Source organism: Litoreibacter sp., from assembly GCF_058136045.1.
Map to the genome: position 1 here is coordinate 25650 of NZ_JBYVDD010000009.1, position 16113 is coordinate 41762.

16 protein-coding genes are annotated in these 16113 nt (G+C 52.5%); 9 read left to right on the forward strand and 7 right to left on the reverse strand.

All coding sequences use genetic code 11. The features are described from left to right. The first annotated feature begins 30 nt into the window (after positions 1 to 30). From trxA to AC3Y7R_RS14855, 3 genes are read left to right on the forward strand one after another with little or no spacing between them, the layout of a single operon-like run. A complete protein-coding gene (trxA, locus tag AC3Y7R_RS14845; RefSeq protein ID WP_490042849.1) occupies positions 31 to 948 on the forward strand; it encodes a thioredoxin in 918 nt (305 codons plus the stop codon). Between the two features lie 20 nt (positions 949 to 968). Then, complete coding sequence (locus tag AC3Y7R_RS14850) at positions 969 to 1613, forward strand: LON peptidase substrate-binding domain-containing protein (RefSeq protein WP_490042850.1); 645 nt, start codon at positions 969 to 971, stop codon at positions 1611 to 1613. Further along, a complete protein-coding gene (locus tag AC3Y7R_RS14855; RefSeq protein WP_490042851.1) occupies positions 1610 to 1789 on the forward strand; it encodes a Trm112 family protein in 180 nt (59 codons plus the stop codon). The genes AC3Y7R_RS14850 and AC3Y7R_RS14855 overlap by 4 nt, the downstream gene beginning before the upstream one ends. Here the strand turns inward: AC3Y7R_RS14855 and AC3Y7R_RS14860 are convergent. Further along, complete coding sequence (locus AC3Y7R_RS14860) at positions 1786 to 3048, reverse strand: UbiH/UbiF/VisC/COQ6 family ubiquinone biosynthesis hydroxylase (protein ID WP_490042852.1); 1263 nt, start codon at positions 3046 to 3048, stop codon at positions 1786 to 1788. The two genes, AC3Y7R_RS14855 and AC3Y7R_RS14860, sit on opposite strands and share 4 nt — an antisense overlap. 49 nt (positions 3049 to 3097) lie before the next feature. Between AC3Y7R_RS14860 and AC3Y7R_RS14865 the strand changes: the two genes are divergently transcribed. From AC3Y7R_RS14865 to AC3Y7R_RS14880, 4 genes are all read left to right on the forward strand, one after another. Beyond that, on the forward strand, positions 3098 to 4429 hold the full coding sequence (locus AC3Y7R_RS14865) for an amidase (RefSeq protein WP_490042853.1): 1332 nt from the start codon (positions 3098 to 3100) through the stop codon (positions 4427 to 4429). Positions 4430 to 4568: 139 nt separating this feature from the next. Next, entirely contained in the window at positions 4569 to 5741 is a 1173-nt protein-coding gene (locus AC3Y7R_RS14870; RefSeq protein ID WP_490042854.1) for an aminotransferase class I/II-fold pyridoxal phosphate-dependent enzyme, read from the forward strand. Between the two features lie 16 nt (positions 5742 to 5757). Beyond that, positions 5758 to 8535 carry a DNA translocase FtsK gene (locus tag AC3Y7R_RS14875; protein ID WP_490042855.1) on the forward strand — a complete coding sequence of 926 codons (2778 nt, stop codon included), beginning with the start codon at positions 5758 to 5760 and terminating at the stop codon, positions 8533 to 8535. Between the two features lie 81 nt (positions 8536 to 8616). Next, a complete protein-coding gene (locus AC3Y7R_RS14880) occupies positions 8617 to 9222 on the forward strand; it encodes a LolA family protein (RefSeq protein WP_490042856.1) in 606 nt (201 codons plus the stop codon). A gap of 15 nt (positions 9223 to 9237) precedes the next feature. On the opposite strand, the gene AC3Y7R_RS14885 is transcribed toward AC3Y7R_RS14880, so the two are convergent. Then, positions 9238 to 9822, reverse strand: a complete 585-nt coding sequence (locus tag AC3Y7R_RS14885; protein ID WP_490042857.1) for a transglycosylase SLT domain-containing protein — start codon at positions 9820 to 9822, stop codon at positions 9238 to 9240. Between the two features lie 94 nt (positions 9823 to 9916). After that, positions 9917 to 10798 carry an AEC family transporter gene (locus AC3Y7R_RS14890; protein ID WP_490042858.1) on the reverse strand — a complete coding sequence of 294 codons (882 nt, stop codon included), beginning with the start codon at positions 10796 to 10798 and terminating at the stop codon, positions 9917 to 9919. An 85-nt stretch (positions 10799 to 10883) separates the two neighbouring features. Between AC3Y7R_RS14890 and hspQ the strand changes: the two genes are divergently transcribed. Further along, complete coding sequence (gene hspQ / locus AC3Y7R_RS14895; protein ID WP_490042859.1) at positions 10884 to 11213, forward strand: heat shock protein HspQ; 330 nt, start codon at positions 10884 to 10886, stop codon at positions 11211 to 11213. On the opposite strand, the gene AC3Y7R_RS14900 is transcribed toward hspQ, so the two are convergent. The 3 genes from AC3Y7R_RS14900 to AC3Y7R_RS14910 all read right to left on the reverse strand — a co-directional run bounded on the left by AC3Y7R_RS14900 (position 11210) and on the right by AC3Y7R_RS14910 (position 13920). Next, positions 11210 to 12790: a gamma-glutamyltransferase family protein gene (locus AC3Y7R_RS14900; RefSeq protein ID WP_490042860.1), complete on the reverse strand. Its 1581-nt coding sequence runs from the start codon at positions 12788 to 12790 to the stop codon at positions 11210 to 11212. The genes hspQ and AC3Y7R_RS14900 overlap by 4 nt on opposite strands. Before the next feature lie 288 nt (positions 12791 to 13078). Then, positions 13079 to 13561: an ATP-binding protein gene (locus tag AC3Y7R_RS14905; protein ID WP_490042861.1), complete on the reverse strand. Its 483-nt coding sequence runs from the start codon at positions 13559 to 13561 to the stop codon at positions 13079 to 13081. A gap of 5 nt (positions 13562 to 13566) precedes the next feature. Further along, positions 13567 to 13920: an STAS domain-containing protein gene (locus tag AC3Y7R_RS14910; RefSeq protein WP_490042862.1), complete on the reverse strand. Its 354-nt coding sequence runs from the start codon at positions 13918 to 13920 to the stop codon at positions 13567 to 13569. 96 nt (positions 13921 to 14016) lie between these two features. On the opposite strand from AC3Y7R_RS14910, the gene AC3Y7R_RS14915 reads away from it, so the two are divergent. Then, the gene (locus AC3Y7R_RS14915) at positions 14017 to 15183 is read left to right on the forward strand and encodes a thiolase family protein (RefSeq protein ID WP_490042863.1); all 1167 of its coding nucleotides are present in this window, start codon (positions 14017 to 14019) and stop codon (positions 15181 to 15183) included. A 411-nt stretch (positions 15184 to 15594) separates the two neighbouring features. Here the strand turns inward: AC3Y7R_RS14915 and AC3Y7R_RS14920 are convergent, their stop codons facing one another. Further along, on the reverse strand, positions 15595 to 16074 hold the full coding sequence (locus AC3Y7R_RS14920; RefSeq protein WP_490042864.1) for a hypothetical protein: 480 nt from the start codon (positions 16072 to 16074) through the stop codon (positions 15595 to 15597). Between the last annotated feature and the right edge of the window lie 39 nt (positions 16075 to 16113).

Consider the following 16113-nt stretch of genomic DNA (forward strand, 5'->3'; position numbering starts at 1 on the left):
CTAAGCCTAGACAGCACTAAGGACATGGACATGCTTGAGTTGAATGTGGGCGGTATTCCCGCCGAAGGTAGCGACCTGATCAAAGACACCAGTGAGGCCACCTTTATGGTAGATGTGGTTGAAGCCAGCCATGAGGTGCCGATAATTGTGGACTTTTGGGCGCCATGGTGTGGTCCATGCAAGACGCTTGGGCCAGCATTGGAAGCCGGTGTTAAAGAGGCCAAGGGCGCGGTTAAAATGGTGAAGGTCGACGTTGACCAGAACCAACAAATCGCGGGCCAGTTACAAGTTCAGTCAATCCCAACGGTTTATGCATTCTATAAAGGCAAGCCGATTGATGCCTTTCAGGGTGCACTGCCCGCCAGCGAGATCAAGAACTTTATAGACAAGTTGATCGCGGAGTCAGGTGGTGAAGTTGACAACGGGTTGGCGGATGCAATCGCTGCAGCCGAGGCAATGCTGGAGGAAGGTGAGGCTGAGGATGCGGCGCAAACTTTCGCGGCCATTCTTGGCGAAGAACCTAACAATCCAGGCGCATACGCAGGTCTAATTCGTGCGCATTTGGCGCTGGATGACCTGGATCAAGCTGTAACTTTACTGGCCAATGCGCCGGAGGAATTGAACGGTTTGCCTGAAATTGAGGCGGTTCGCGCGCAGTTGGAGTTGCTGCAACAAGCCGCCGACACTGGCCCTGCCGCAGAACTGCAAGCCGCTGTGGACAGCAACCCTGATGACCATCAATCCCGTCTTGACCTGGCCGTGGCGCTTCATGCTGCAGGGGATGCGCAGGGGGCTGTGGATCAAGTTTTGGAATTGTTTCGGCGTGATCGTGAATGGAATGATGGCGCGGCAAAGGCGCAGTTGTTTACCATTTTTGATGCGATGAAAGCAGACGATCCGATTGTGTTGAACGGGCGTCGCAAGTTGTCGTCGATGATTTTTGTTTGAGGCCTGATGCGGGTTAAAGAATGTTCACACTGAGCGCTTCGGAACTGCCTGATACAATCTGTCTATTTCCGTTGTCCGGGGCGTTGCTACTGCCTCGAGCGCGGTTGCCATTGCAAATTTTCGAGCCACGGTATTTGCAGATGTTTGAGGATAGCCTGAAAACACCTCATCGGCTGATCGGCTTGGTGCAACCCCTCACCGCTGCGGATGATGATCGGATTTATGGCGTGGGGTGTGTTGGGCGGGTGACGCAGTTCTCCGAGATTGATAGTGAGCGCTACATGGTAACATTGACGGGGGTTTCACGGTTTCGGATCACCGAAGAGATCAAAGGGTTTAGCCCGTACCGGAATGCCCGTGTAGATTGGCATGAGTTTGAGGGTGATGTAGGGCAAGCTGAGGTTGATGTGAAATTTGACCGGAATTCATTTTTAGCAGGGCTTAAAAAGTACCTTGATGCGCAAGATTTGCGTACAGATTGGGATGGTCTCAAGGATGCGGAAACTGAGTTGTTGATTAATTCGATTTCTATGGTTTGCCCGTTCGATCCGGAAGAAAAACAAGCGCTTTTAGAGGCTTCGTCTCTTAGGTCACGGCGCGAGATATTAACGACCTTGATTGAGTTTTCGTTGCGCGGTGGCGCGAATGAGGAGATTTTGCAATGACAGACCCTAAGTTTGACCGGCATATGCTTGAAGGGCTGGTTTGCCCGGTCACACAAGCGACTTTGGCTTATGATGCGCAGGCGCAGGAGTTGGTGTCGAAAACGGCCAAACTGGCGTTTCCGATCCGAGATGGAATTCCAATTATGCTGATCGACGAGGCTCGCAAGCTTGATTAAAGCGCGCGGCCTTGAAGTAGGCGAGGTAGGTTCCCGGTTAGCCCTGCGGCCTCACGGATAAAGCTGCGGCGCAAGGATGGGAAGGAGTTTATCAATCCCATGCCTATGTCGCGTCCTGCGCGTAGCAACGGGTTATCGTTTGAAAACAATCCGTTGAAGCTGTTGGTCGCTAAGGCTGATGTGGTTGTATCAAAGCGACGCCATTCGGAGTAGCGCGCCAGAACGGCGTCTGATCCAATATCTTCGCCCCGCCTGCGCGCATCGACAAGGACCTGCGCCAATGCGCCAATATCGCGCAGGCCAAGGTTCAAGCCTTGCCCGGCAATCGGGTGAACCCCATGGGCAGCATCGCCTACTAGCGCTAACCTTTTACCGGTTAAGCGGTCAGCCAATGTCAGGTTCAAGGGATAGGAAAACCGGGCGCCAGCCACATGAATATCACCTAGAAAATCGCCAAAAGCTGGACGCAGGGCTTCGATAAAGGCGGTGTCATCCAGTGTTGATAGCTCGGCCGCGCGCGTGTGAGTTTCAGCCCAAACGATAGAGCTTCGATTGCCAGTCAGTGGCAGAATGGCGAGCGGCCCCGCGGGCATAAAGAACTGATGTGCCACGCCATTATGTGGCTTATCGTGCCCAATGGCCGCGACCAGTGCGGTCTGCCCATAATCTTTGAAGCCACGCCCGATTTCGGCGCGTTCAGCAACGCCACTGCGGCGGCCATCACAACCGACCAAAAGGCGGGCGCGCATGATTTGACCCGATGCCAAGGTTACTGCCGCGCCGTTTTGGTCAATGTTTTGAGACACAACAGTCTCGGGTGTCACATGTGTGATCAGGTCGTTTCGTTCAATCTCGGCCAGAAAAACGCGGCGCAGGTGGCGATCTTCGACCATGAAACCCATCGGGCCTTCTTCGATCTCGGTGTGATCAAAGTGCATCCAAAATGGGGAGGGGCCTTCGCCGGCCCGCCCGTCGGTGACTTTGATTTCCAGCATCGGCTGTGCATCATCCGACAATTCGCCCCATAGGCCCACAGCACTCAAGAGGCGTTTAGAAGCCAGAGCCAAAGCATAGGCCCGACCATCAAATTGGTCACTTTTCAGGATTTTGAGTGGAACATTGTCAATTATAGTCACGGACAAGCCACCACTGGCCAGTGCACTTGCTAGTGCGCAGCCATTCAGGCCGCCGCCGACGATGGCGATATCGCTGTCATATTTCATGAGTCGCAATATGAGGGTGTGGGCGGGATTGTCCATGCGTTGTCGTGCCGCTACCCTTAAGGTGAACAAAGGTAAGGAGCGAACGATGTCGGACAAATGGTTGCGCATGACCGCAAGTGACTTAGGGCGTGGAATTGGCGCTGGGGAGATTGACCCCGTGGCGTTGACCGAGACCTATCTGGACGCCGCGCGCACCCATCCGCAAGCTGATCGGATTTATGCAAGGCTAACCGAGGATCGTGCCTTATCTGAGGCGAAAGCCGCAAAGGCGCGCGCTGATTTGGGGCAACGGCGTGGACTGCTCGATGGGGTGCCAATTTCATGGAAAGATCTGTTCGACACCGCAGGCATTGTGACAGAGGCTGGAAGTGCATTGCTGAAAGGCCGAGTGCCGGACGCGGACGCCGAAGTGCTGGTTAAGGCGACGCACGCGGGGACTGTTTGCCTTGGTAAAACCCATATGTCCGAGTTGGCGTTCTCGGGGCTTGGTTTAAACCCGGTCACGGCGACATCGCCCTGCGTGAATGATTTGGATGCGGTCGCAGGGGGATCGTCATCGGGGGCGGCGACGTCGGTGGCTTTTGGGCTGGCGGCGGGCGCGCTTGGGTCTGACACGGGTGGCTCGGTCCGCATACCTGCGGCGTGGAATGATCTGGTTGGGTTGAAAACAACGATTAACCGGGTTTCGGTTAAAGGTTGCGTCCCCCTTTGTTCGCGGTTTGATACCGTAGGCCCGCTATGCCGGTCAGTCGAAGATGCGGCGCAATTGTTGGCTGTGATTGAAGGTGGCAGGGCCGCCGACTTGCGCGGTGCGACTTTGGAGGGTGCGCGTTTGATGATCCTCGACACTGTGGCGTTCGATGACATCCGGCCGCAACCAGAGGCAGGGTTTAACAGCGCGGTTGAGCGTCTAAAGGCAGCGGGCGCGGTGGTTGAGCGTCAAGAAATCCCTGAAGTGGCGGAGGCTATGGCGCTCACTGGCATTCTGTTCGCTCCCGAGGCTTACGGTATTTGGAAAGACGTGATCGAGGCTAATCCAGACGTGATGTTCCCTGAAATATTGGGCCGATTTAGGTCCGGTGCAGGCGTTTCGGCTTCGGACTATGTTGCTGCATGGCGTCGCCTTGATGAGCTATACGAAAGCTGGGCCGCGCAAACCGCCCAGTATGATGCGGTTATTCTACCAACATCGCCGATTTTGCCGCCAAATGCGGAACGCTTGATGAGCGACAGTGAATATTATGTAACGGAAAACCTGTTGGCGCTGCGTAATACCCGCATTGGTAATATTTTGGGCTTGGCGGGGATCACGTTGCCGACGGGCCTGCCCTCGACCGGGATCATGTTTCTTGGGGCACCCAATTCCGAAGAACGATTGTTGCGTCTTTGCGCCGCTGCGGAGCGTGCGCTCAGTTGATAGGCCAAAAAGTCACAGGCATGTGACCACGTTACTGATATTGCGGTCCTTTTTGTGGACCATGCCCTGCGTATTGGGGTAGCTTAGGGGTAACGGGGCAATCATGATCCCGATCCTTGAGTCAGTATAAGTAGGTCCAATGACCTTTCCAGAGCGGTTTTCGAACCTGCCACCATATGCATTTCCGCGTTTGCGGACGCTTCTTGCCGGGCTAGAGCCGGGCGAAACACCCGTGGATATGACCATCGGGTCGCCTCTGCACCCGTTTCCGCATTGGATTACTGACATCATTACAGCGCATTCTGCCGGTTTTGGTGGCTATCCGCCCAATGATGGTACGCCGGAATTGCGGGCGGCAATCTCGGCTTGGATCGCGCGCAGGTACGGCGTTACCTGTGATGCGGACACCCAGATAATGCCGCTTAATGGCACCCGCGAGGGGCTATTCAATGCAGCTTTGGCTTTGTGCCCCGAGGAAAAGAACGGCACGCCAGCCGTGTTGATGCCGAACCCGTTTTATCAAGTTTATTCCGTTGCCGCATTGGCTGTGGGGGCTGAGCCTGTTTATGTTCCGGCGACCAAAGACACAGGGTTTTTGCCCGATTTCGCAGGACTGCCCGAGGATGTGTTGAACCGCACGGCTATTGCATACCTTTGCTCGCCGTCGAATCCTCAAGGGGCCGTTGCAACGGCTGAGTATTGGGCCGAGCTTTTGGAATTGGCTGATAAGTACGATTTCAAGATTTTTGCCGATGAATGCTATTCGGAAATCTACCGCAAGATCGCTCCGGTTGGTGTTTTGACTGCGGCCAAGACACATGATCCGGAACGGGTGGTGTTGTTTAATTCCCTGTCCAAGCGGTCAAATTTGGCTGGGCTTCGATCTGGTTTTGCGGCCAGTGGCCCGAAAAACATCAAACACTTGAAAGCTTTACGTGCATATGCCGGCGCTCCGTTACCGCTGCCCTTGCAGCGTGTGGCTGAGATGGTTTGGGCAGATGAAGATCATGTGAAAGCCAACCGTGCGCTTTACCGTGAGAAGTTGGATTTTTGCGATGAGATGTTCAGTGATGTGGAGGGCTACATGCCTCCAGAAGCTGGATTTTTCCTTTGGTTGCCGGTCGAGAACGGCGAAGAAATGACGAAACGGCTATGGGTTGAGGCGGGCGTTAAAACTTTGCCCGGTGCTTATTTGGGCCGTGAATATCAGGGCTCAAACCCTGGTGAGAAATATATCCGGGTGGCTTTGGTCGCCCCAATGAACGAGTTGCAGCCGGGGCTAACGCGCCTCAAAAGCTGCGCATACGGTTGAAGGTGAGGAACTAGACATGGCGTTTCAGGCAAGACCCCGCGATCCGTTTTTGGACAGTGACATGCAGGCGGCAATTGAGAAGAAAGGCAAAGAGCTTTTCGGTCTCGGTATGCTGGCTGTAGGCGTCATGATAACCATGTTGTTGTTGTCTTATGTGCCTGAAGACCCCAGTTTGATGTCTGCTACCGATGGGCCGACCAAGAACTGGTTGGGGCGCACAGGTGCATATGTTGCCAGTTTTCTGTTCATTACTGTGGGCTTCGGCGCATGGGCCATTCCGTTTGTTTTGGTGATTTGGGGGCTGCGCTTTGTGATGCATCGGGGTGAAGAGCGCGCTTTGGGATGCTTGATGTTTGCCCCCGTAGCTGTGGCTTTGGCGTCTGTCTATGCCTCAACCCACGTTCCGGTGAGCGAGTGGACGTATTCCTTTGGTCTTGGTGGCATGTTTGGAGATACCGTTCTTGGGGCCATCCTTGGGGTTGTACCTATCAACGCCACATTCGGCCTTAAAGTGTTGGCATTCGTGGTTTTCTTTGGGCTGTTGTTCTTGTCTTTGTTTGTTCTTGGTTTTGTTCGCGAAGAGATTAAAACTGCTGCTCGTTTCATGTTGGTCGGCGTTATTTTGACTTATGCGAGCATCATGAAACTGTTCGGCTTTGCTGGAAAGGGAGCAGTTTTTGCGGCGGTGAAGGCTAATGAAGTGCGCACTAAGCGCAAAGAAGCGCGTCTGACTGCCGAGGTTGAGATATTTGAGGAGCAAACTCCGATTGCGGGGCCATCACTACGCCGAACACCCGTAGTTCATGCGACCCAACCGATTGTGGCGCCTCAGCCTGATGTTGAAAAGCCGGGCCTTCTTGCACGCCTTCCGGGGCTGAAAGCACGCGATCCGGAGCCGGAGTATTATGACGAGCCAGCGGTGATCCATGATGATGTGAGCCATGATGATCGTATTAAATCCAAGATCTCAGATGTGATAAGGAACCGTGTTCGCAAATCTAGGCCTTTGGAGTATTCGGCCGAACCTGTGTCTCGTTCAGAGCCACAATTGACCCGTCCTACCGGCCCTGAGCCGTTGCGCATTGAACCATCTGTGCGGGATAATTATGCAGCGGAGGCTGGCGATGGAGAGGTTCCGGCTTCAATTACGCCACCTCTCAACCGTGTTCGCGCATCTGCGGCAAAACCAGTAGTACAACAACCGGTTCGCAAAGCTGCACCCCCATCCAAACGTGCGGTCGCGGAGGCCCAGCCAGCACTGCAATTTGAAGATACCTCGACTGACTTCGAGTTGCCGCCGTTGAACTTGCTCACCAGCGCGTCAACAGTTGAACGTCATGTGCTTAGCGACGAGGCCTTGGAGGAAAACGCGCGCATGTTGGAGGCTGTTCTGGATGACTATGGCGTTAAGGGGGAGATCGTTTCGGTTCGGCCCGGCCCCGTGGTCACCATGTATGAATTAGAGCCTGCACCGGGCTTAAAAGCCTCGCGCGTTATCGGCTTATCTGATGACATTGCTCGATCGATGTCGGCTTTGTCAGCGCGTGTTTCTACTGTTCCAGGTCGGACTGTGATTGGGATTGAGTTGCCTAATGAGAAACGTGAAATGGTGGTGCTACGCGAGATACTCGCGGCCCGTGATTTTGGCGACGGAAACCAAAAGTTGCCACTTGCTTTGGGCAAAGACATTGGCGGTGAGCCTGTTGTCGCGAACCTTGCCAAGATGCCTCACTTGCTGATCGCTGGTACAACGGGCTCTGGTAAGTCTGTGGCAATCAATACGATGATTTTGTCATTGCTGTATAAGCTGACGCCGGACGAATGCCGGCTGATCATGATCGACCCTAAAATGCTGGAACTTAGTGTTTATGATGGCATCCCTCATCTGCTTTCTCCAGTGGTAACAGACCCTAAAAAGGCGGTTGTGGCCTTGAAGTGGACTGTGGGCGAGATGGAAGAGCGCTACCGCAAGATGTCTAAGATGGGTGTGCGTAATATTGACGGCTATAACAGTCGGGTGAAAGATGCGCAGGCGAAGGGCGAGATGTTTTCACGCACTGTTCAAACCGGATTTGACGATGAGACCGGTGATCCGATCTTTGAGACAGAAGAGTTCAAGCCCGAAACCATGCCATATATTGTAGTGGTTGTGGACGAGATGGCCGACTTGATGATGGTTGCCGGTAAAGAGATCGAGGCGTGCATTCAACGTCTTGCACAGATGGCTCGGGCCTCTGGTATTCACTTGATTATGGCTACTCAGCGTCCGTCTGTGGATGTGATCACAGGGACGATCAAGGCGAACTTCCCGACGCGGATATCATTTCAGGTAACGTCAAAAATCGACAGTCGTACAATCCTTGGTGAAATGGGGGCGGAGCAATTGTTGGGCATGGGTGACATGCTTTACATGGCGGGCGGATCGAAGATTACACGTGTGCATGGTCCGTTTGTGTCAGATGAAGAGGTTGAAGAGATTGTTAACCACCTCAAGTCCTTTGGTCCGCCATCGTATATGTCGGGGATTGTTGAGGGTCCATCAGACGAAAAATCTAGCGACATTGATATGGTTCTAGGTCTTGGTGGAAATACTGATGGTGAAGATGCCTTGTATGACACAGCAGTTCAAATTGTCCTTAAGGATCGTAAATGTTCGACATCCTACATCCAACGCAAATTGGCGATTGGCTACAATAAAGCGGCGCGTCTTGTTGAGCAGATGGAGGATGAAGGTGTTGTTTCTTCGGCCAATCATGTCGGGAAGCGCGAAATTTTGGTGCCAGAGCGGCAATAATACTGAGCGAAATTACGCTATGTTTCAGTTTCGTGAAGGGCCGAGGGTTTAATCTCTTGGCCTTTTGCTTATCTTTAAGGAATGAAGATGAAAACCCTGATCCTTGCCCCTTTGCTGTCGCTCGCATTAGCAGCGCCAGTCTTGGCCGATAAAATCCCACTCAAGCAGCTTTCGAAATACCTCAACAGTTTTCAAACTGCGGAAGGTGAATTTACGCAAATTAATGGCGATGGCTCGGTTACGACTGGTAACATTCTGATCAAGCGCCCTGGGCGCGTACGCTTTGACTACGCGGCACCTGACAATAGTTTGGTGATCGCAGGCGGTAGTCAGGTCGCTGTCTTTGATCCGAAATCGAATGTGCCGCCACAACAGTTTCCATTAAAGCGCACACCGCTGAATTTAATTCTAGCAAAACATGTCGACTTTAATCAGTCCAATATGGTCGTCGGGCATCGGGATGACGGCACCGCAACCGTTGTGAAGATCCAAGACCCGAAGCACCCAGAGTATGGCAACATTCAACTGAAGTTTACCTCGAAACCAGTGGAACTTCGTCAATGGATTATCACCAATGACGCGGGCACTCAGACCACCGTCATATTGGGCGAGTTGAAGAAGGGCGTTAAAATTGGTGCCCGCCCATTCAATATTCCTCAGGAAATACAGGCGCGCGGGCTTAATTAGGGTCTTAGTTAACCATTAAGCCTTACCGCAGCTGATAAGTTGACTGCGGTACATTTGTGCGCGATCAGCAACGGCTTGAGAGACCCTCAGGAGCCATGATTTTCTATTATATGATCCGCGCGCAAAGCCCGTGCGACCCTCATGGTAGGCAAGGTACTGATTGCGTGCATCATACTTGGAAATGCCCAGCCTTTCAGAACTGCCATGCATGTACCAACCCATAAAATCGACGGCATCCCCAAAGCGGTCACGTTTGGCGCTAAAGCGGTTTTGGTCTTTCTTATATTCTTTCCAAGTCGCATCCAGAGCTTGGCTGAAACCGTAGGCAGAACTTTGGCGCCCCATTGGGATCACGCCAAGTGCATAGCGGAAGGGTGTTCGTGCATCGCCTACGAACTTACTTTCTTGGTGAATCGTCGCCATCTGAACATGCATGGGGACGCCCCACTTACGCTCAACTTTTTTCATATCTTTCAGCCAGCTGGCGCGCTGGGAAACGATGGAACACGCGTTATCTAGGTTGCGTGGGGCCTTGCCGCCCCCTCCGCCGCATGCGGCCACGAGTAGAACGAACGCTAACGCGGTGAAAAGTTTCTTCATGGTACCTGCTCGCCTTGGTTTGGGCTTTTGCCTTTTTGGCTTTAGGTAATTCTAACCCAAAGTGAGCCTTAAGAAAACCGCGCAGTGGCCTTGGCTAGATCAAAAACGCTAATGTGAGCGGGATATAAGCAACAGATAGCAGGGTTGAAACTACAACAAGGCCTGCAACTGCTTCGCTGTCAGCCTCATATTTTACCGCAAGAAGGTATGATGTTACCGCTACGGGTGTTGAGACTTGTAAGATCAGTACTGAAAAGGGGATTGGTGCGAGCTTGAACCACAGGCCAGCGAGGGTGGCGGCAGCGATACAGATTATGGCCTTTAGGACGGACACCATTACTGCTTTCCCGACGCCGTTAAGCTTGAGGCGCGCCACTGCAACGCCGAGAGTAATCAGCATTAATGGGATCGCCATTTGACCTATCAACGAAATTGAACTTGTCAAAAACTGGGGTGTTTCCCAACCCATAAGAAGAAAGATTGCCCCTAGTATGGTTGCGCCAACCAATGGTTCTCGGATGACTTTTGTCAGTGACCCGCCACCCGATACCAGCCAAACCCCAAACGTAAATGAGTAAATTGCCATGATGGCAAAAATAACAATTGCATACCCAAGGCCCTCATCTCCAAAAGCAAATAGAGCAAGGGGAAGACCTAAATTACCAGTATTTCCAAAGATAATGGGGGCAAGAAAGGTACGCATTTCCATTCCGAAAAACTTTATCAACACATAGCATAAAGCCGTTACAATGGCATATGCGGATACGGCAGCCAGTGAGACAGCGGTCAGCGCATCGGGTGCAATTTCAGTTTGCATCAAGGAAACAAAGATCAGGCAAGGGACTGACAGTGTCATTGCAACGCGGGTCACAAACTCAATTTGGTAGTCAAATCCAAGTTTGACCCAGCAAAACCCGATTGCCGCAAGAATGAAGACGGGGGCCACGACCTCTAAGACTGTTAAGATCAAGTTCACAGACTGTTTCCTGAAAAAGCGCCCCTCATTTGTGGACAAACTATGTGCTTAGGGTCTATCTACGGGCGATAGAGGTTGCAATGTAATGCTGAAAACTCAGGCTAAATTTACGCTTGGCCAAATTGTGCGCCACAAGAAACATCCCTTTAGAGGGGTGGTTTTTGATGTGGATGCAGAGTTTTCAAACTCTGAGGAATGGTATGATAACATTCCCCCAGAGAGCCGTCCGAGTAAGGACCAACCCTTCTATCACCTGCTGGCTGAAAATGACGAAAGCTATTATGTAGCCTATGTGTCGGAGCAAAATTTGGCAGCAGATATGACTGGAGAGCCAATTGACCACCCAGATTTAAGCGCAATGTTTGGCGATTATGATGGGCGTGGAAAATACCCGCTTCAGTTTGATTTCAATTAATAGCCTAGCGCACAACCGTCTTTGCGTGGGTCGGATGCCCCATGAAGTACGCCGCTTTCGTGATCGATGAGAATTGCTTGCGCACCGCCGATTGGCCCGTCTGGAATCGAAATTCTATGGCCCATATCAGCTAATTCTTGACGGACTGAATCTGAATAGCCACGTTCGATTTTTAACTCGCCAGCATCACTAAAGCTGCGCGGTGCGTCGATAGCTGCCTGTAGGTCCAAGTTGTAGTCGATCAAATTGGATATCAAACGTGCGTGCCCATTTGGTTGATAGGCCCCACCCATTACACCGAAGGGCATGGTCACTTTCCCCTCTTTGCGCAACATTCCAGGGATGATTGTGTGCATTGGACGTTTGCCACCGCAAGCTTCATTCGGGTGCCCTTCTTCGAGGGTGAAACCTGCTCCGCGGTTTTGAAATAGAATGCCAAACTTGTCTGATGCAAGTCCCGAACCAAAGGCGTGGAACACCGAATATATCAATGAGACCGACATTTGGTCCTTATCAACCACGGTGATGTAGATGGTGTCTTTATGAACCTGTTCCGTTAGGTTTTTTGGGTCTGCCAAGGGTTTTTTAGGGTCGATTAAGCTGGCAAGGTTTTTTGCGATCTCGGGTGATAGCATGCGTTCTAGACATGTCACGTGGTTGGCATCTGCAAGAAACCGATTGCGGGCATCGTAGGCTAGTTTTGCGGTCTCGGCCTCTAGGTGGGCGCGTGCTGCACCGAAGGGATCCAGAGACGGTAAGTCGAACTGGGCAAGGATATTGGCCATTAGAATTGCGGTAGCGCCTTGGCCATTGGGCGGGTGCTCGACCAGTTCGGTGCCCTTGTAATTACCGGATATTGGCGTGGTGTAATCGCAAGAGTTTGTGGCGAAATCTTCAAGTGTGTGTGTGCCCCCAGCGGCGCGTAATGATGCCACCATATCCTCGGCGACCTCGCCTTGGTAAAATGCGTCGCGGCCATGGTGTGCAATGCGAGCTAAGACTTCGCCTTGCTGCGGCGCGCGAAAAATTTGACCGGGGGCTGGGGCCTTTCCATTCATCAGGTAGTATTTTTCTGCAACGCCTTTTGGAACGGATTCGGCTATGGTCCAGTCGAAGCTGGTGCGAGGGCTGACGGGTATTCCTGAGTTGGCATAGTGTATTGCAGGCGCAAGAACTGATTTGAGATCTAGCTTTCCATGATCAGTGCTTAGGCGGCAGAACGCGTCGACAGCACCCGGGATCGTGACTGTCTCTACGGAATGTATTGGGATGGCGCTCAAGTTCTTATCTCTCAGTGTGGCGGCGGATAATGCTTTTGGTGCGCGGCCGGAGCCGTTGAGAGCGATAATGTTTTCTTCGCCGGGCTTGTCTAATAAGATAAAGCAGTCGCCGCCAATGCCAGTCATTTGAGGCTCGCAAAGCCCAAGTAATACGGCCCCGGCGATAGCGGCATCGACAGCATTTCCTCCGTCTTCCAAGGTTTGGATGGCGACCTTTGCAGCAAGCGGATGCGATGTCGCACACATGCCATTGGTCGCGAAGACGGTAGAACGCCCGGGTCGATGGAAATCACGCATGCCACTTGTTCCTCTTAATGATGAGGCTGATAAGATAGGTAGAGGGTTGAGATGTCTACGGCGGAATGATGTTTGGGGAGCTGATGTTGGGATGTATTCTCGGCACCACGCATCGGGGTGGGGGCTGATTAACGCGGTGCCGAGAGAAGCTATACAGCTACGGCTTCCTTATCAGGTTCAATTGGGGAAAAGATGTGAACCTTTTGAGAGAAGTATAGGTTTATTGTGTGGCGAAATATGGACAGGTTTGGGCTTGTGGAGCAGAAGGCCGTGATTCCAGAACGGTATTTATTTGAAATCAGGCTCGCTGGTTGTACATGTAGAAATTTGGACACAGAAAATATTCTGAGATCCAACACGACGATATTCCATATGAGTAGATAAACTGCGAATAAAGAACCAGCCAAAGCCACCTTCGGGTAAATCTTCGACCGCCATGGGAATTTCTTCCAGCTCGGTTTCAGGAGGTGTCAAGCCGGGCATTGGGCCCCCGTAGTCTCTGGTCTCAATCGAGATCATATCATCTGTGCACAGGACAGACACCAAAATACTTCCTAAGTTAGAGCCTTCGTAGCTGTGCTCCGCGATGTTATTGAGGACTTCGGCTAGGATAATTTCTGTACTGATGATGCCTTCGGACTGTGCTGGGAACTCGTTTTGCAAACGGGCCATAACCTCCAAAATGGCATCCCGAACTGATATTGGGTCCGCGTTTATTGTTTCTTCATAATGTAGACGGGAGCCACCGAACGGGTGGGGCTTTTTGGCCATGTTGATCACGCGGCATCGGCGTCTTTCGAGCCGCCATTGGCGAGTGCATTCTCTCGATCATTGTGAACTAGGAAAACTTTGTCCATTCGCGTCAATTTGAAAACTTTGTCGACTGTTGGAGTTAGGCTGCATAGCTCTAGCTTTCGCCCACCCAATGTTTTGAGCGCGGCGACCATGGCGCCTAGTCCACTACTGTCCATGAAAGTCACTGCGCCAAGGTCCATCAGAATGCGACCATGGCAGTCACTTGTGGCTTTTCGGAATTCGTCTTTCAGGTGAACCGCGCTAGCTGCGTCTACGCGATTGACCTCAACAGTTAGGACGAGAACCCCGTCCATGGTCTCTGATTTCAAGTTCATGATCCACTCTCCTGATATTTCAGGTCATGGGCTAGACGACAAAGGTTACCACTCTGTATGCATAGGTATGTTTCTAAATCCAAAAGGTGTTTCAAAATGTCTGTATTTATCACGGGTGCCAGCCGCACGCCGATGGGTGGCTTCCAGGGCGTATTCAGTGGAGTTGATGCACCTCAGTTGGGCGGTGCGGCGATCAAAGCGGCGCTAAGCCAATCGGGCCTGAGCACGGTTGATGAATTACTGATGGGATGCGTGTTGCCTGCAGGGCAAGGCCAAGCGCCAGCGCGGCAGGCCGGATTTGCAGCGGGTCTGGGCGAAGATGTGCCAGCCACGACACTGAATAAGATGTGCGGGTCGGGCATGAAGGCCGCGATGATGGCGTTCGATCAACTGTCACTGGGCCATGCTAAAACCATGGTTGCAGGCGGAATGGAGAGCATGACGAATGCACCGTATCTTCTGCCAAAAATGCGCAACGGGGCGCGAATCGGGCATCAGGCGGTGCAAGATTCGATGTTTCTTGATGGATTAGAAGACGCCTATGATAAGGGTCGCCTGATGGGCACCTTCGCCGAAGATTGCGCCGAAGCGTTCCAATTCACCCGTGAGGCGCAGGATGAATATGCGTTGCAGTCGCTGGCCAATGCCTTGGCTGCACAGGAAAGCGGGGCCTTTGCTGGAGAGATTTCAGCCGTTGAGGTTGGAGGGCGTAAGGCGTTCACTGTTACCGAGGACGAACAGCCGGGTAAAGCGCGCCCCGAGAAAATCCCGCAGCTGAAACCTGCGTTTCGCGAAGGTGGCACGGTGACGGCTGCAAACTCTTCGTCGATCTCGGATGGTGCGGCTGCGATGGTTTTGGCCTCGGCTGCTGGTGTGGAGGCCTATGGCTTGACGCCGCGCGCGCAGATCATGGGCTATGCCAGCCACGCGCAGGCTCCGGCTTTGTTCCCGACCGCACCGGTTCCTGCTGCGCGTAAACTGCTCGACCAAATCGGGTGGAGCATTGCGGATGTGGACCTATGGGAAGTTAACGAGGCCTTCGCCGTGGTGCCTATGGCGTTCATGCAGGAGATGGGGCTGGAGCGCGCCATTGTGAACGTGAATGGTGGGGCGTGTGCATTGGGCCACCCAATCGGGGCTTCGGGTGCTCGGATAATAGTAACCTTGCTAAATGCGCTGGAAACCCGTGGCTTGAAACGCGGCATTGCGGCTATTTGCATTGGCGGCGGCGAAGGTACGGCCATCGCGATTGAACGCGTCTGACGGTCGGCATGAGGGTTCTGTCGTAGAGTTTTCTGGAGGCTGTTTCCGTCAGGTTTTACTACAATTAAGTAGCTAAACCTGCAAACTACTTGAACGGTGACGTGTGGTTTGACTCGAATTTCTTCTTTCGGATCATGTGGTTATTTCGATATCAACGAGCGTATCAGCGGCTGAATGGACGGTCTTGAAGCCCAGAGTTGGGCGCATAACTTTCTTGATAAGTCGATGGTCCTGTTCGGCAATATTAAGGCAGCTTTGGATGAAGGCAAGCTGGACGCAGACTGTCTCGCATGCAGTTTGTTGGCCTAGATGCTTACAGGCAGGCGGGTGGCGCATTGACCGCCAACCTGTTTCCCCGGTTAGATTTCGAGGGGAATACGCCGCGTGCATCCTGACATTTCATAAGGCAAGTTACTTGGCCGCAAAGATTTCATTTAAGACCATGGCGGCAAAGCCGCTGGCCCTATAACCATCACCAGTTCGCGCAATAACCAAAATGTCTCCCCGCGATGCAACTGCATAGGTATCACTGATCGAGAAACGTGCGACTAGGTCTGCCCCCGCCTCTAAAACGAGCTCCACACCGTCGAGTGGAGCTGAAATTAGGTCGAAACTGCCTGCTAAACGGTCAGCTACTCGGTTTCGATCCGTAATTTGGGATATTTCAAGCCTCACAGCTAGAACGTCGTTCTTTTTAGAATACGCATTTACAACAAGATCCCGTCCTTCTCTGAAATTTTTGAAACTCGTAATGAGGACATCATCACCAATCAATGCTTTGAAGCGGTCTTGATCGAAGATCAAAGGGCGCCCTAAGGCGGCTGATGGAACAAGTTTCGACAACTTTAGCGCAGCTTCTAGTTGAGCGTCGCGAGAGGAAAATTCGGTCATGTGGTTCAGGTCCTTCCCGGAATTATCGGCAAATGCCGC

Excerpts from the sequence above, each read along its gene's own strand:
- trxA (WP_490042849.1), top strand. The coding sequence starts at position 31 with ATGCTTGAGTTGAATGTGGGCGGTATTCCCGCCGAAGGTAGCGACCTG.
- AC3Y7R_RS14850 (WP_490042850.1), top strand. The coding sequence starts at position 969 with ATGTTCACACTGAGCGCTTCGGAACTGCCTGATACAATCTGTCTATTT.
- AC3Y7R_RS14855 (WP_490042851.1), top strand. The coding sequence starts at position 1,610 with ATGACAGACCCTAAGTTTGACCGGCATATGCTTGAAGGGCTGGTTTGC.
- AC3Y7R_RS14860 (WP_490042852.1), bottom strand. The coding sequence starts at position 3,048 with ATGGACAATCCCGCCCACACCCTCATATTGCGACTCATGAAATATGAC.
- AC3Y7R_RS14865 (WP_490042853.1), top strand. The coding sequence starts at position 3,098 with ATGTCGGACAAATGGTTGCGCATGACCGCAAGTGACTTAGGGCGTGGA.
- AC3Y7R_RS14870 (WP_490042854.1), top strand. The coding sequence starts at position 4,569 with ATGACCTTTCCAGAGCGGTTTTCGAACCTGCCACCATATGCATTTCCG.
- AC3Y7R_RS14875 (WP_490042855.1), top strand. The coding sequence starts at position 5,758 with ATGGCGTTTCAGGCAAGACCCCGCGATCCGTTTTTGGACAGTGACATG.
- AC3Y7R_RS14880 (WP_490042856.1), top strand. The coding sequence starts at position 8,617 with ATGAAGATGAAAACCCTGATCCTTGCCCCTTTGCTGTCGCTCGCATTA.
- AC3Y7R_RS14885 (WP_490042857.1), bottom strand. The coding sequence starts at position 9,822 with ATGAAGAAACTTTTCACCGCGTTAGCGTTCGTTCTACTCGTGGCCGCA.
- hspQ (WP_490042859.1), top strand. The coding sequence starts at position 10,884 with ATGCTGAAAACTCAGGCTAAATTTACGCTTGGCCAAATTGTGCGCCAC.
- AC3Y7R_RS14900 (WP_490042860.1), bottom strand. The coding sequence starts at position 12,790 with ATGCGTGATTTCCATCGACCCGGGCGTTCTACCGTCTTCGCGACCAAT.
- AC3Y7R_RS14905 (WP_490042861.1), bottom strand. The coding sequence starts at position 13,561 with ATGGCCAAAAAGCCCCACCCGTTCGGTGGCTCCCGTCTACATTATGAA.
- AC3Y7R_RS14910 (WP_490042862.1), bottom strand. The coding sequence starts at position 13,920 with ATGAACTTGAAATCAGAGACCATGGACGGGGTTCTCGTCCTAACTGTT.
- AC3Y7R_RS14915 (WP_490042863.1), top strand. The coding sequence starts at position 14,017 with ATGTCTGTATTTATCACGGGTGCCAGCCGCACGCCGATGGGTGGCTTC.
- AC3Y7R_RS14920 (WP_490042864.1), bottom strand. The coding sequence starts at position 16,074 with ATGACCGAATTTTCCTCTCGCGACGCTCAACTAGAAGCTGCGCTAAAG.